This window comes from Actinokineospora globicatena, assembly GCF_024171945.1.
In the GTDB taxonomy this organism is placed as follows: domain Bacteria; phylum Actinomycetota; class Actinomycetes; order Mycobacteriales; family Pseudonocardiaceae; genus Actinokineospora; species Actinokineospora globicatena.
The window spans coordinates 1,623,629-1,638,533 of record NZ_JAMTCR010000002.1; the positions used below are offsets into that span (position 1 = coordinate 1,623,629).

At 71.1% G+C, this 14,905-nt stretch carries 11 protein-coding genes; 8 read left to right on the forward strand and 3 right to left on the reverse strand.

Annotated features, from left to right (window positions below):
- Window positions 1-468 precede the first annotated feature (468 nt).
- From eccB to LV79_RS07950, 3 genes are all read left to right on the forward strand, one after another.
- A complete protein-coding gene (eccB, locus tag LV79_RS07940) occupies window positions 469-2,103 on the forward strand; it encodes a type VII secretion protein EccB (protein ID WP_253833643.1) in 1,635 nt (544 codons plus the stop codon).
- Between the two features lie 80 nt (window positions 2,104-2,183).
- Window positions 2,184-2,498, forward strand: a complete 315-nt coding sequence (locus LV79_RS07945; protein ID WP_253833645.1) for a hypothetical protein — start codon at window positions 2,184-2,186, stop codon at window positions 2,496-2,498.
- Window positions 2,499-2,508: 10 nt separating this feature from the next.
- Complete coding sequence (locus tag LV79_RS07950) at window positions 2,509-3,738, forward strand: WXG100 family type VII secretion target (protein WP_253833648.1); 1,230 nt, start codon at window positions 2,509-2,511, stop codon at window positions 3,736-3,738.
- Window positions 3,739-3,779: 41 nt separating this feature from the next.
- Here the strand turns inward: LV79_RS07950 and LV79_RS07955 are convergent, their stop codons facing one another.
- The 3 genes from LV79_RS07955 to eccD all read right to left on the reverse strand — a co-directional run bounded on the left by LV79_RS07955 (window position 3,780) and on the right by eccD (window position 7,440).
- Window positions 3,780-4,373: a hypothetical protein gene (locus tag LV79_RS07955; protein WP_253833650.1), complete on the reverse strand. Its 594-nt coding sequence runs from the start codon at window positions 4,371-4,373 to the stop codon at window positions 3,780-3,782.
- Between the two features lie 176 nt (window positions 4,374-4,549).
- Window positions 4,550-6,049, reverse strand: a complete 1,500-nt coding sequence (gene mycP, locus LV79_RS07960; protein ID WP_253833661.1) for a type VII secretion-associated serine protease mycosin — start codon at window positions 6,047-6,049, stop codon at window positions 4,550-4,552.
- Window positions 6,046-7,440 (reverse strand): type VII secretion integral membrane protein EccD, encoded by a 1,395-nt coding sequence (eccD, locus tag LV79_RS07965; protein WP_253833674.1) that lies wholly within the window; start codon window positions 7,438-7,440, stop codon window positions 6,046-6,048. Before eccD ends, mycP begins: the two co-directional genes overlap by 4 nt.
- A gap of 278 nt (window positions 7,441-7,718) precedes the next feature.
- On the opposite strand from eccD, the gene eccCa reads away from it, so the two are divergent.
- From eccCa to LV79_RS07990, 5 genes are all read left to right on the forward strand, one after another.
- Complete coding sequence (gene eccCa, locus LV79_RS07970) at window positions 7,719-11,711, forward strand: type VII secretion protein EccCa (protein WP_253833685.1); 3,993 nt, start codon at window positions 7,719-7,721, stop codon at window positions 11,709-11,711.
- Window positions 11,712-11,996: 285 nt separating this feature from the next.
- A complete protein-coding gene (locus LV79_RS07975; RefSeq protein WP_253833688.1) occupies window positions 11,997-13,736 on the forward strand; it encodes a type VII secretion-associated protein in 1,740 nt (579 codons plus the stop codon).
- Window positions 13,737-13,756: 20 nt separating this feature from the next.
- Window positions 13,757-13,996 carry a hypothetical protein gene (locus LV79_RS07980; protein ID WP_253833689.1) on the forward strand — a complete coding sequence of 80 codons (240 nt, stop codon included), beginning with the start codon at window positions 13,757-13,759 and terminating at the stop codon, window positions 13,994-13,996.
- Window positions 13,997-14,214: 218 nt separating this feature from the next.
- Window positions 14,215-14,526, forward strand: a complete 312-nt coding sequence (locus LV79_RS07985) for a WXG100 family type VII secretion target (RefSeq protein ID WP_092777730.1) — start codon at window positions 14,215-14,217, stop codon at window positions 14,524-14,526.
- A gap of 69 nt (window positions 14,527-14,595) precedes the next feature.
- Window positions 14,596-14,889, forward strand: coding sequence for a WXG100 family type VII secretion target (locus LV79_RS07990; RefSeq protein WP_092777732.1), 294 nt, complete (start codon window positions 14,596-14,598; stop codon window positions 14,887-14,889).
- The last annotated feature ends 16 nt before the right edge of the window (window positions 14,890-14,905 follow it).

Genomic DNA, 14,905 nt, shown 5'->3' on the forward strand with positions numbered 1-14,905 from the left:
CGACGGCCCACCAGGTCCACCGGGGCCGTTGGGGCCACCAGGACCGCCTGGACCACCGGGGCCGTTGGGGCCACCAGGACCGTCTGGACCGCCAGGGCCTCCGCCGGGCGGGCCGGGGGGCGGGCCAGGCGGCTTGGCACCCGGTGGCGGGCCGGGCGGTGGTCCACCCGCGGGCGGACCGGGCAGCGGACCGGAGGGCTGGGCACCCGGGTGCGCGCCGGGCGGCGGACCGGGCGGACGGCCTGGGCCGCCGGGACCGGGCGGCATCCCGCCGGGGCGGGGGGGCTGACCAGGGGGAGGCGTGCGGCCGTGCCGTCCAGACGTGCTCACCGACATCCGCTCGTTCTCTTCCCCTCGTCGCGATCACCGGGCGGGTTGTCCACAGGTTTCGCGGAGACCCGCGTCCGGCCGACACCGTACGGCTATCCTGCGGAACCGTACCGCGACGGGGAGAGCAGCAGGCCGAGAATGCCATCAACACCGACTACCAAGTCCCAGGTCCAGGCGTACCGCTTCGTGCTGCGGCGGATGCAGTCCGCCCTGGTGCGCAAGGACGCGGTCATGCTGCACGACCCGATGCGCACGCACAGCAGGGCCACCGTGGTCGGCGTCTGCATCGCGGCCGTCGGCGTGATCGGCTTCCTGGTGTACGGGCTGCTCAGCCCGGCGCCGAAGCTGCCCAACGAGTCCGGGATCATCATCGCCAAGCCCTCCGGCGCGGTGTACGTGCTGCTCACCAACACCGAGAAGGGGAAGGTGCTCATCCCCACCTTCAACCTCGCCTCGGCCAGGTTGTTGCTGCTGGCGCGCACCAACCCGGGCGCGCAGGGCCAGCCGGGCAGCCAGACCGACGCCGGTGGCGCCACCGAGGCGACGCCTGCCGAGGTCATCCCGGACGACAAGCTGGTCGACATCCCGCGCGACCGGCTGACCGGCATCCAGGACGGCCCGCAGCTGCTGCCCGAGCCCGCGCAGCGGGTCAGCGCCGACTGGGCGGTGTGCGACGAGTACAAGCTCGACCCGAGCTTGAACAACCAGGCCGCCGACGACAAGATCGAGACCACCGTGGCAGGCGGGGTGCGCGACCTCGGGCCTGAGCTCAACCCGAACGAGGCGCTGCTGGTCAAGTCGGTGACCGAGGACACGTACCTGGTCTACCGGACGCCAGCCACGGCCAACATCAAGAACGCGAACACCGTGCGCGCCAAGGTGGACATGAGCAAGGGCAACATCCTGGCGGCGCTCTCGCTGTCGGAGGGCTCGGTGCGCAAGATCACCACCGGCTTGCTCAACGCCATCCCCGAGGCCCCGGAGCTGACCCCGCCGACCATCCCCGGTCGCGGTGAGCGCGGCCAGACCGACATGAACGGGTTGCCGGTCGGCTCGGTCGTGCAGGTCGAGCGGGCCGGGCAGATCGACTACTACGTGGTGCTCACCGACGGCGTGCAGCAGATCAAGAAGACCACCGCCGACCTGATCCGGTTCACCACCACCGAGGGCGGCGCGGCGATCACCAAGGTCCGCCCGGACCAGATCCCGGCCGCCTCGGCCAAGCGCGCCTTCGAGGACAAGTCGTTCCCCGAGGTGGTGCCCGAGGTGCTCAGCCCGGTGAACTACCCGGTGGCCTGCCTCGGCTGGAACATCGTCGGCGACGGCCCGTCGGCCGACCAGCACACCGAGGTGCACATCGGCAAGGAGCTGCCGCTGCCGCGCAACCAGGCGGGCAAGCCCGCCTCGGTGCGGGTCAGCACGCCGAGCCCGGACGGCCAGCGGCTCGACTACTTCTACATGCCGCCCGGCCGCGCGGCCGTGGTGCGCGGTGCCACCTCGCGGCAGGACTTCGCCACCGGCCCGATCTACCTGATCTCCGACCGGGGCGTGAAGTTCGGCATCCCCGACCAGCGCACCGCCGCCGCGCTCGGCCTCGCCGCGCAACTGCCCGCGCCGGACGCGATCGTGCGGCTGCTGCCCAACGGGGCCTCGCTCAACACCAGGGACGTGCTGCAGACCTACGACACCGTGCCGGTCGGCGCGGGCCAGTTCCCGTCGACCACCCCGGAGCCGCTGCCGCCCAAGACCCAGCAACCGCCCGCGACGCCCTGATCCCCCCTTCCCAGCCGGGAACCAAGCGGGGAGCATCGACGTCGAAGGAGGCACCGGACTCGACGACCGGGAGGTCAGCCATGGCTGCGATCGAGGTAGACCCCGCGTGGATCAGCGGGTACGCCACCACGGTGGCCGCTGCCGCCGATGAACTCGGCAAGGGCGCCGACGTGCTGCGCACCGCGCCGCTGACGCCGGAGTCGTTCGGCTCGCTCGGCAAGTCGACCAGGGTCACCGAGTCCTACACCCGCGCGTCCGACCTGCTGCGCTCCCAGCTGACCCGCGGCGTCGAGGCGCTGGAGGCGGCGTCGGCTGCGTTGAGCCAGATCGCGGACAAGCACCAGGGCTCCGACGACGACGGCGCCCAGTCGATCAAGCGCAGCGGCCAGGGCTGAGGGGGCGGCGATGACGCGGCGAGCGGACGAGGACGACAGCTGGGACTGGGCGCCGGTGGTCAGCACCACCGACGACTGGCAGCCGACGCCACCGCGGGAGGCGGCGCTGGCCACCGCCGACCCGCAGGACCGCGCGGCAGCGGAACCGGCGTGGGGGCAACCGGAACTCGCCTCCGCCGCACCGGCGGTGCCCGCGCAGGGCGGCCTGGACGGGCCGGACCTGCAGTCGAACTTCGCGACCTACCTGGACTTCCTGAGCAGGCTGTGCCGCCAGCTCGGCATCGCCGACCCGGTCGAGGAGTACTTCGCGCCGGTGGTCGGGCGGTGGAGCGAGCTGCACGCCGAGGCGGGCCGCTGGCGCGCGGTCGGGGCGTACTCCGAGGTCGTGGTCACCGAGCTGACCAAGCCGCTCGGCGGGCTCGACGCGGCGTGGCAGGGCGCGGACGCGGACTCGTTCATCGAGTACATGAACCGGGTCGGCCTCGCGGGCAACGACATGTCCGACGCGATGATCGCCATGGGCGAGGTGCTCGACCTGACCGCCGACGGCCTGCGCGAGATCGTCACCGAGATGGCCGGGCTGCTCGCCGAGGTCGCGCACAACACCTCCCAGGCGATGGCCCAGCCCGGCCGGGGCGAGGACCGCAGCCGCCAGTACGTCGACTCGATGAACCGGCCGACCCGCCAGCTCTTCGAGGCCGTCCGGCAGATCCTCGACGCCCTGGTCCGGCTGTGCGACGGGCTCGACGGCTCCAAGGTCTTCGAGCCGATCACCATGGCGCACACCTTCCCGGCGGAGAACTGGGCGGTACCCGAGGTGCCGACGGTGACCGTGCCGAGCAGCCCCACCACGTCCATCCCGTCGTCCGCGCCGATCTCCAGCGGCCTCGGCTCGTCGGGTCTCGGCGGGGGCGGCCTCGGTGGCTTCGGCGGCGGTGGCAGCGGACTCAGCGGCACACCGTCCACGCCACTCGGCCCGGGCGGTTACGTCACCACCGGTGAGGCCGTGCCGAGCCAGCCGGCGGGCGGCATGTCCGGAGCGGGCGGCGCGGCAGGCGGAGGCGGCAAGGCAGGCGGCACCGGCGGCATGATGGGCGGCGGCATGCCCATGGGCATGGGCGGCGGCATGGCAGGCGGAAGCGACTCCGAACACAAGCGCCGCACCCGCGTCACCGGCGACCCGGAGGAGATCTTCGGCAAACCGACCAAATCCTCCCCACCGGTCATCGGCGACGACTAAACCGGGATCGGCTAGACCTGGATCGACCTATCCGGAATCGGCTAGGCCGGGATTGGCCGCAGGCACAGGACGACGCTGAGTTCCGAGCGCGTGGGGTGGGTGTGGATGCTCGGGATGTCCTTGCCGCACTTGTCGCCGTTGGTTGTGCCGTAGTGCTTGGCGGAGACGGTGAAGCCGCCGGGTTTGCACCTGCCGGGGATGGCGTCGCCTGCGGCTGTCGGTATGACACACGAGCCGACCGCCAGGTTGCCTGTCCCGTTCGGATAGCGGTACCGCAGGCACAGGGTCGAATCTCCCGACCGCAGCAACCAGTTCGCGCGGTCGTCCGCCCAGCACGCTTCGCTCTCCGCTGAGGCGGGTAGCCGTCGTAAGAGTTCGTAGGTGCCGTCAGCGCAATCGGCCAACGTGAAGTCGTGTGACGGTCCGGTGCTCAGGTCTTGGAAGCACGCGCCGACCCGCGCGCGGCGGAGGTCGTCGACTGCGGTAGTCGCGGGGATTGGCTCTCCGGCGTGCTTCGGCGGTAAGGCTGTCTGCGTGGTCGCGGCGGGTGGGGCCGCGTGACCAGGAGCCGGTTCGGGGGCGCGCAACAGGACGGCGGCCACCAGCAACGCACCCGCTATGGGCCAGATGAACACGGAGGTGGACCTCTCCGGTCGCCACCTCGGCGGGGCGATCGGGCGGATCCGCGGTCGGCGAGCCACAGCACCTCCCGTCGTCCCACACGTGGGCCAAAGCGGAGGGTATGACCAACCAGGGCAAGGGATTCCGCACCGGTGCGGAATCGAACTCGAACTGGTGACGAGGACAACCCTTATGCCGAGCCGCGCGCCTCCCGCTGCGCGCCATGGCGGTTGCGGCGGGCCGTGTGCACCACGAACAGCGTCAGCAGCAACAGCAGCACGCCACCGGCCGAGCCGATCAACGCGACCTGGGTCGGCGCCCAGTTCTTGATCTCCGGGGCGGGCAGCACGGCCTTCACGTCGAGCGCCGCGTCGTCGGCGACGCCCTGCTCGCCGGGGATCAGCGTGGTGAGCGCGCCGATCGGGTTGATCATGCCGTGGCCGACCAGGTTGTCCCGCCCGCCCGGCGCGGCCGGGTGCGAGGCGGTCAGCTTGATCCGGTCGGCGACCTGGGACGCCTTGAGGTTGGGGAACCGCTCGCGGATCAGCGCGGCGAGGCCTGCGACGTAGGGCGCGGCGAAACTGGTGCCCTGGATGGAGGTCTGGTCGCCGTTGTTGAGCACCTGCAGGTTCGCCAGGCCGTCGGTGGCCGGGTCGAGCGAGATGATGTCGGTGCCGGGGGCGGCCACGGTGACCCACGGGCCCTGCACCGAGAACGACGCCGGGTCGCCGTTGCGCGACATGGCGGCCACCGAGATCACGTAGTCGGCGAACCACGGCGGGGTCACGATGTGCGTCGGCTTGTACGGGTCGATGCCGTTGCGCTGGTCCGGGCAGCCCTTCTCGCCGGTGTTGCCCGCCGAGGCGACGAGGACGACGTCCTTCTGCTCGTAGGCGTAGCGCAGCGCGGCCTGCAGCTGCTTCTCGGCGGGGCTGATCGGGCCCTCCGCCACCGCGCGGCAGTTGTCCACCGACATGTTGATCACCCGCGCGCCCTGGTCGGCGGCCAGCACCACGGCCTTGGCCAGGGTCTCCAGGGTGCCCGCCTGCAACTCCTCGCCCTCGGGCCGGGCCGCGGTGACCCGGTTGCCCTTGTAGTTCGCGCTCGACTGCCGGATGGTCAGGATCCGCGCCTCTGGCGCGATGCCGCGGAAGCCGATGTCGCTGCTGGCGGGCGGGTTCGCCGCGATGATCCCGGCGACCTCGGTGCCGTGCCCGTCGCAGTCCTCGAGGCCCTGCTTGTCCTTGACCACGAAGTCGCCGCCGGGCTGCACGCGACCGCCGAAGTACGGGTGCGCGCGCACGCCGGTGTCGATCACCGCGACCAGCACGCCCTTGCCGGTGGCGAACTGGTGCAGGTCGTCGAAGCGCAGCTGCGACTGGCCCCACGGCTTGTTCTTCAGGTCCGTGGTGCCCTGGCTCAGCGACCCGATGCAGTTGCTCTTCAACGCGTACACGGTGTCCGGGTCGGAGCCGCTGGGCACCGGGAAGTCGGCGGGCAGCGGCGGCGGCTCGGCCATGGACGCGATGCGCTTGGCCTTCTCGTCGGCCGCCGTCGTCGTCGGGGCGGGTTTCGCCGTGCTGGTCGGCTGGGCCGCCGAGGACTGGTCCTGTGCGGACGCGGGGATCGGGAGCGCGACGGCTAACGCGGCCGCCCCGATCGCGACGGCGAACCTGGTCGGCGTCCTCATGAGAAGCTCGTGTGCCGCAGCGTCGAGTACAGGTCCATCACCGCCAGCGCGATCGGGAGCACCACCGCGATGCAGATCGCCTCGATGATCTCCACGGACCGCCGCAGCGGCGGGGAGAACCGCTGCTCGGGGAACACCACGCCGAGCACGAGCGCACCGGCGGAGAGCACGACCAGGGTGCCGAACACCCACAGCAGCCTGCCGAAGGTGTCCGCGGTGAACAGCCAGCCGAGCACGATGCCGACGGCACCGAGCATCCCGGTCGCCAGCAACGCGATGGCCTGGCTGCCGTTGGCGTAGGTCCGCGCGCGCAGCAGCAGCACCAGCGTCCCCACGACACCGAGCAGCACGCCCCACACGCCCGGTGCGCCCGCCGAGACGATCGCGCCGATCGCGGCGGCGGAACCGCAGCCGATGATCATGCCGGTCATGTACTCGTGCGCCAGCCCCGCGCGCCGCTCGATCGAGCGGTAGTCCGGGAAACCGGTGTCTTCCTTCAGGTCCTCGGCGTTGCCGGGGACGTTCGGCAGCGGCAAGCGGGCCAGCTGGATGGTCAACCTGGGCAGCACCGACAACGCGCCGAGCGCCACAGCGACCGTCCCGGCCGCGATCCCGGCCGCGGGGTGCGCGATCAGCGTCGCCACGGCGAACGCGATCACCCCCAGCGCGGCGGCGGTCCCGGCGGCGACGAAGGTCGTGATCCCCGCGCCGATCACCATGATCGACGCCGACGACACGATGAGCACCAGCGCGCAGGCCAGCAGCAGGTTCGGCCGACCCGGCTCACCGGGCACGATGGACAACCCGCTGACGAACGCCAGCGGCAGCCCACCAGCGGCCGCGATCAGCACACCGGTCGTGCGCGCCTGGTAGACCCGGGCGAACACCGCGCCGACGATCACCGCGACCACCGCGCCGGTCCCGCCCGCGATCGCCGGGCCGAGGTTGCCGCCGCCCCACAGCGGACCGGCCATCAGCACCGCGAACGCCGCGGTCACCAGCGCCAGCGCGCCCGCGATGTGGCCGATCCGGTTCGCCGTCTCCTTGGTCCACGGTCGGTAGCTGTCCGGCGTGGACTCCGCGATGGCGTCCACCACGTCGTCGTAGAGCGGTGGTGGCGGGTTCTCCGCGCGCTTGCGCAACTGCAGCATGTCGCCGTCGACGACGCCGAGCGACCCGAGCGTGCGGCTCGGGTCCAGCGGGTTGTCGCCCAGCTTGGCCAGGCACCAGCCACCGTGCCGGGCGCCACCGTCCGGGGTGGTCTCACCAGCCATCTCCAGCAGCATCGGCAGCAGGTCGGCGACCGAGACGTCGGCCGGGAGTGCCACGTCGATGCGCGTCCTCGGCGCGACCACGGTCACCCTGCTGAACACGGTCGTACCGGTTGCCACTGCCCGCCCCCTCGTGAGTTGTCCACAGGTCTGCTCGGACCGACCCCGGCGCGACCGGAATCGGTCCTAGTATGGCCGCACCGATATCCCGGGACGCGCCGGTTCGGCGGAATCGGGTTCTGGCTGGGTGCGAGGGGGTGTGGGATGCGCGACGGTCGTGGTCACCCGGTGGCCGCCCGCGGTGCCGCGCTGCCCGTTCCCACCGCGGCGCGGCCGGGTGGTTCGGTAGTTTCTCCCAGTACCGCCCTCGCCCGTCGAGACGAAGAGGTGTCCCCCCGGTGAGCACGCTGCAGTTCAAGCGTTCGCCCCGCCTTGCCGCGCCGAGGCAGCCAGGCGGCGAGGTCCACCTCGAACCGCCACCCGAGGTGCCCAGGGTCATCCCGGGCAACATCATGATGAAGATCCTGCCCGCCGTCATGATCGTGGCGTCGATCGGGATGATGGTCTTCATGTTCGTCATCGGCGGACGCAACCCCACCTCGCTGCTCTTCGGCGGCATGTTCCTGATGTCGACGGTGGGGATGATGGCAGGCGGCATGGGCGGGCGCGGTGGCGGCCAGAAGAAGGCCGAGATGAACGAGGACCGCAAGGACTACTTGCGCTACCTCGGCCAGATGCGCGACCGGGCCCGCGAGGCCGCGCTCGACCAGCGCTCGTCGCTGGAGTGGACCCACCCCGACCCGCAGGCGCTGTGGTCGATCGCCACCAGCAGGCGGATGTGGGAGCGCCGCCAGGCCGACTCGGACTTCTGCCACCTGCGCGTCGGCCGCGGCTCGCAGCGGCTGGCCACCCGGCTCGTGCCGCCGCAGACCGGCCCGGTCGACGAGCTGGAGCCGATCGCGACGCTGGCGCTGCGCCGGTTCGTCCGCGCCCACTCGATCGTGCCGGACCTGCCCATCCAGGTCGCCGTGCGCGGGTTCGCCGCCGTCGGGCTCACCGGCGACAAGGCGCTCACCCGCGGCCTGACCCGCGCGCTGCTGGCCCAGCTGGTCACCTTCCACACCCCCGACGACGTGCTCATCGCCGTGGTCACCTCGGGCAAGGCCAAGGCGGAGTGGGAATGGGCGAAGTGGCTGCCGCACGCCCAGCACCCCACCCTGGTCGACGGCATCGGCCAGCTGCGGATGATGGCGGGCTCGCTGGCCCAGATCGAGGCCTGGCTCGACGACGAGCTGCGCGACCGGCAGCGGTTCACCCGCAACGCCCCGCCGCAGCCCGACCAGCCGCACGTGGTGATCGTCATCGACGACGGCGAGGTCACCCGCGAGGAGCAGATCATCCTGGAGGAGGGGCTGGTCGGCGTCACGCTGGTCGACCTGTCCGAGAGCCTGGGCAACCTCACCGCCCGGCGCGGCCTGCGCCTGGTCGTCGAGGAGGACCGGCTCGGCGCCCGCAGCGCGTCCGGTGTCGAGTGGTTCGCCGACCCGGACACGCTCAGCGTCGCCGAGGCGGAAGCGCTGGCGCGCAAGCTGTCCCCGTACCGGCTCTCGGCCACCGCCGCCGACTCCGGTGACGAGGAGCCACTGCTGTCGAACCCGACGCTGCTGGAGCTGCTCGGCATCCCCGGCGACCCGATGACCTTCGACGTGCAGCAGGCGTGGCGGCCCCGGCCGGTCCGGGACCGCTACCGGGTGCCCTTCGGCGTCGGCGAGTTCGGCCAGGCGGTCGAACTCGACATCAAGGAAGCGGCCATGGAGGGCATGGGCCCGCACGGCCTGTGCATCGGCGCGACCGGCTCCGGCAAGTCCGAGTTCCTGCGCACGCTGGTGCTCGGCATGCTCGCCACGCACTCGTCGACCACGCTCAACTTCATCCTGGTCGACTTCAAGGGTGGCGCGACCTTCCTCGGGCTCGGCTCCGCGCCGCACGTCGCCGCGACGATCACCAACCTGCAGGGCGACCTGACGCTGGTCGACCGGATGAAGGACGCGCTCGCCGGGGAGATGAACCGGCGCCAAGAGGCGCTGAAGAACGGCGGCAACTTCAAGAACGTGTGGGAGTACGAGAAGGCCCGCGAGAACGGCGCCGACCTCGATCCGCTGCCCGCGCTGTTCATCGTCGTCGACGAGTTCTCCGAGCTGTTGTCCGCCAAGCCGGACTTCATCGACCTGTTCGTCGCGGTCGGACGACTCGGCCGCTCGCTGCAGATGCACATGTTGCTCGCGTCGCAGCGGCTGGAGGAGGGCAAGCTGCGCGGTCTCGACTCGCACCTGTCCTACCGGATCGGCCTCAAGACGTTCTCCGCGGCCGAGTCCCGCGCGGCGATCGGCGTCCCGGACGCCTTCGAGCTTCCGTCGATCCCCGGTTCCGGCTACCTGAAGTTCGACACCAGCACCATGGTGCGGTTCAAGGCCGCGTACGTCTCCGGCCCGTACCGCCCCACCGGGATGCAGGCCGTCGGCCCGGTCGCCGCGGTCACCGGTGACCGGCGCGCGAAGCTGTTCGTGCCGGACTACGTGGAGATCCCCAAGGAACCGGAGAAGCCGCTCGAACCGGTCGTCGAGGAGAAGAAGCCCGAGGGCGGCCAGGAGGCCAGCGAGCTGGACGTGATCGTCGGCAGGCTGGTGAAGCAGGGGCCGGACGCGCACGAGGTGTGGCTGCCACCGCTGGACAAACCGGACTCGCTCGACCTGATGTTCCCGCCGCTGCAACCCACCGAGGACCGGGGGCTCTCCCCGGTCGGCTTCTACGGCAACGGCAGGCTCCAGATCCCGCTCGGCATCGTCGACAAGCCGTACGAGCAGCGCCGCGACCTGCTGTGGGCCGACTTCTCCGGTGCCGCGGGGCACGCCGCGATCGCGGGCGGCCCGCAGTCGGGCAAGTCCATGATGTTGCGCACCCTGGTCATGTCGATGGCGTTGACGCACACCGCCGAAGAGGTCCAGTTCTACTGCCTCGACCTCGGTGGCGGCACGCTCGGCTCGATCGAGGGGCTGCCGCACGTCGGTGGCGTCGCGGGCCGCATCGACCCGGACAAGGCGCGCCGGATGGTCGCCGAGGTCACCGGTCTGATCGCCGAGCGCGAGCAGCGCTTCCGCGACCTGGGCATCGACTCGATGACCGACTTCCGCAACCGCAAGCGCCGCGGCGAGATCGCCGACGACCCGTTCGGCGACGTGTTCCTGATCGTCGACGGCTGGCTGAACTTCCGCCAGGAGTTCGAGGCGCTGGAGATGCAGGTCGTCAACCTCGCCGCGCAGGGCCTGTCCTTCGGCATCCACGTGATCGTCGCGGCCAACCGCTGGGCGGAGATCCGGCCCGCGCTCAAGGACCTGCTCGGCACCCGGTTCGAGCTGCGCCTCGGCGACCCGTCGGAGTCCGATGTGGACCGCCGGGTCGCGGTGAACATCCCGGCCGGTCGCCCCGGCCGCGGCCTCTCGCGCGACAAGCTGCACTTCCTCACCGGCCTGCCGCGCATCGACGGGTCGAACAACGCCGAGGACGTCGCCACCGGCGTCCAGGACGCGGTCGCCAAGATCAAGGCCGCCTGGCGCGGCCGCACCGCGCCCAAGGTCCGGCTGCTGCCCGAGGTGCTGCCCTACGAGGACCTCATCGCCCAGGACCCGCGCCGCGACTCCAAGCTCGTCCCGATCGGCGTCGACGAGAACGACCTCGCCCCGGTGTACCTCGACCTGGAGTCCGAGCCGCACTTCATCGCCTTCGCCGACGGCGAGTCCGGCAAGACGAACCTGCTGCGCACCATCGTGCGCGGCATCATGGACCGCTACACGCCCAAGGAAGCGGTCATCATCCTGGTCGACTACCGGCGCACCATGCTCGGGTTCGTCAACACCGACCACCTGCTCGGCTACGCGGTGTCCTCCAACCAGCTCGGCGACATGATCAAGGACGTCCGCGGCTCGATGCTCAAGCGGCTGCCCGGCCCCGACGTCACCCAGGAGCAGCTCAAGAACCGCTCCTGGTGGAAGGGCCCCGACCTGTTCGTCATCGTCGACGACTACGACCTCGTCGCCACCCAGGGCAACAACCCGCTGCAGCCCATCGCCGAGTTCCTCCCGCAGGCCAAGGACGTCGGCCTGCACGTCATCACCGCCCGCCGCACCGGCGGCGCCAGCCGCGCCATGTTCGACCCCGTCCTCGGCAAGCTCCGCGAAATCGCCAGCCCCGGCGTCGTCATGAGCGGCAGCAAGGACGAGGGCGCCCTCCTGGGCACCGTCAAACCCTCCGCCATGCCGCCTGGCCGAGGCACCCTGGTCAGCCGCAAGGTGGGCCAGTCCCTCATGCACATCGCTTGGATCTCGCCTGAGTGATTGGGGGGCGGCTCGCCTTCGGCATTGCGGACGGAGGGCCAACGTTGTCGGCAGGCGGTTGGGGGCCAACGTCGTCAGGTTCGGCTGACGACGTTGGCCGCCCCGCGCCCCATCGAGCAAAGCTCGAAACTCGCGCCAGTCCGCAATGCCGCAGGCGAGCCGACGACCGCAGCGAAGCGAAGGCAAGAGACCCCCTCACCCGCAGCGATGCGGAGCCAGCCACGTAGGGTGACGTTGGACATACCGCCGGGGTGGGTGGCTGTTGCTGCCAGGGAGGTGGCGCGCGTGCTGCGGGTCGCGGTGGACTTCGGTACCTCCAGCACCTGTGTGGCGGTCTCCGTGCGGGGGCGCGAGCCGCAGGTCGTCGTGGTCGACGGGCAGCCGTTGCTCTCGTCGGCGGTTTACGCCGGGTCCGACGGCACGTTGTTCGTCGGTCAAGAGGCCGAGCGGCAGGCGGCTCTTGACCCGTCCAGGTTTGAGCCGCACCCGAAGCTTCGGGTGGACGAGGCGGAGTTGCTCCTCGGTGACCTGGTCATCCCGGTGCCCCAGGTGTTCCGCGCGGTGCTCGGGCGCGCTGTCGCCGAGGCGCGGCGGGTCGCTGGTGGGCTGGCGGTGGACCAACTGGTGTTGACGCACCCCGCCGACTGGGGTGGTGTGCGCACGCAGGTGTTGCGGCAAGCCGCCACCGGGTTGGCGAACCGGGTCCACCTGGTGCCGGAACCCGTTGCGGCGGCGGTGTTCCACGCGGCCAGCTTCCCCGGACCCGGTCGGATCCTGGCCGTGCTCGACCTCGGCGGCGGCACCGTCGACGTCAGCGTTGTTCGGACGGAACCGAACACCACCCTCTTCACTGTCTTGTCCACCAAGGGGAACCCGTCCTTCGGCGGCGCCGACGTCGACCAGTTGCTGATGGAGCACCTCGGCCGCGTGGTCGGCCACCCCGAGGCGTGGGAGGCGCTGACGCAGGGCCGCGACCTGCTCGACCGGCGGCGCAGGCGGGTGCTGCGCCAGGACGTGCGCGGCGCCAAGGAAACCCTGTCCCGGCACACCTACGCCGACATCCCGCTCCCGTCGCCGTTCCCGGACGCGCACATCACCCGCGACGACCTCGAGCGGTTGATCGCCGAGCCCATCGGGGCCGCCGTCGACCTGACCCTCGCCGCCGTGCGCGACGCCGGTCTGGTGCCCGCGCAGCTGTCCGGGATCTTCCTCGTCGGTGGCGCGAGCCGGATCCCGTTGGTGGCGCGGCTGGTCGCGGAGCGCACCGGGGTCGTGCCGGTGACGCTCGACCAACCCGAGACCGTCGTCGCCCGTGGCGCGCTGCGGGCGGTGTCCCCCGACATCGCGCACACCGGGCACCTGACCGGGCCCCGCGCCGCCATCCAGCCGGGCACCGGCCCGCTGCCAGTCCAACCGCCCCAACCGAACACCGGCCCGCTGCCGGTCGCCTTCCCGGTCGCCCCGGCGAAACCGGTGAAGGCCGCGCGCGGCAAGACCGGGCTCTACGTCGGGATCGGGTTGTTGCTCGCTGTGGTCGGCGGTGGTGTCGGGCTCTTCCTCGCGCTCGACGGCGACGACCCCGCGGCGACCACGATCTCCCGCTACGACTACGGCTTCACCCTGCCCGACGGCTGGACGCAGACCGGGGGCAGCCCCGAGATCATGCGCACCGAGATCAAGCCGACCGGTGCCGAGAAGGGCAACGACCTCGTCCTCGTCCAGGAACGCGAACTCGCTTTCGACAGCGGGACCGACCGGGCACGGGCACTGGAACGGCTGCGCTCCGATTACGACAAACGCGAGCCGGACGTCTCCGATTACGACGAGAGCGCCAGTTTCGGCGGGCGGGACGTCGTGTTCTACCGGGAGCACCTGGCCAAGCAGGGAGCTACCGTCGAGTGGTATGTGGTCCTGGCGGGCAGGTACCAGGTCAGCATCGGCTGCCAGTACACCGAGGACGGCCGGGACCGGGTCCGGCAGGCTTGCGAGACAGTGGTGCGCTCCACCACCGTCAAGCAGGGCTAGCAGCGAGCAGGAGGTGCCGGGTGAGCGAAGGGTTCGGCGAGCAGGTGGCCAGGTTCCGCGCCGAGGTGGCCTCCGCGATCACGCAGGCGCGGCGCGCGTCCGCCGAGGCGCGCGAGACCAGTGCCGCGTTCCGGCGCGACACCCAGCGGTTGGCGGCCAAGGCGGCGACGGTGCCGCCGCCCGAGCCGGAGCGCTCGACCCCGCCGCCACCGGACGACGACGACTTCTCCCAGGACCAGATCCTGCTGCACGGCGGCTGACCTGCGGCGATCATTCACACCTGTGAACTCCTCGCGGCCTTCTCGCGGCGGCGGAACCGGTCATGACCTGCGGGTTCAGTGAGAACACCGTTAACGGGAGCAACGACCTACAACCAACCCGCCCCGAGGGGGAACCAAACCTGGCAGGGTCTTCGTCGTAAGCGGCGTACGAACGAAGAAGGCGTACGACCCAACCACAAGCCAGGGGGTTTCTCCCAATGTCCGGTTACGGAATCACGCCAGAAGAGATGGCCAAGGCCGCTGTTGACGTCGACAACGTCAACGAGGAGAGCCAGAACTCCCTCAAGAGCCTGGGCAGCGCCCTGCAGCCGCTGCACGACAACTGGTCGGGTAACGCCGCCCGCGCCTTCGCCACGCTGATGCAGCGCTACAACGACGACGCGAACAAGCTGCACACCGCCCTCGAGGCGATCTCGCAGCAGCTCAAGGAGAGCAACGCGGCCTACGTCCGCCAGGAAGAGGAGTCCTCCTCCTCGCTCTCGAACATCACCAGCGTCCTCGGCGGCTGAGTCCCCTCTCCGCGGTAGTGCTTTCCGGCCCACCCCGTACTTGTTAGACGACTCCCAGGGAGAAACCCAATGTCCGGCGACATCATCAAGGTCAATTTCGCGGAGGTCGCGAACGCGTCGCAGTCGCTCGCGTCGACCTCCAGCCAGCTGGAGACCCTGCTCGGCGACCTGAAGCAGCGCCTCGCCCCCCTGGCCGCCGGGTACACCGGTGCCGCCTCCGAGGCCTGGAACGCCAAGCAGGCCGAGTGGGACAAGGCCTACGACGAGCTCAAGCAGGTCCTGTCCTCCATCGCCGTCGCGGTGCAGCAGTCCGGCGAGAACTACGAGGCCACCGAGCGCGCGAACGCCAACCGCTGGGGCTGAGCCGACCCGTTCTCCG

Bases quoted from the DNA above. Each gene is read 5' to 3' on its own strand.
- eccB (WP_253833643.1), top strand. From the start codon at position 469: ATGCCATCAACACCGACTACCAAGTCCCAGGTCCAGGCGTACCGCTTC.
- LV79_RS07945 (WP_253833645.1), top strand. From the start codon at position 2,184: ATGGCTGCGATCGAGGTAGACCCCGCGTGGATCAGCGGGTACGCCACC.
- LV79_RS07950 (WP_253833648.1), top strand. From the start codon at position 2,509: ATGACGCGGCGAGCGGACGAGGACGACAGCTGGGACTGGGCGCCGGTG.
- mycP (WP_253833661.1), bottom strand. From the start codon at position 6,049: ATGAGGACGCCGACCAGGTTCGCCGTCGCGATCGGGGCGGCCGCGTTA.
- LV79_RS07985 (WP_092777730.1), top strand. From the start codon at position 14,215: ATGTCCGGTTACGGAATCACGCCAGAAGAGATGGCCAAGGCCGCTGTT.
- LV79_RS07990 (WP_092777732.1), top strand. From the start codon at position 14,596: ATGTCCGGCGACATCATCAAGGTCAATTTCGCGGAGGTCGCGAACGCG.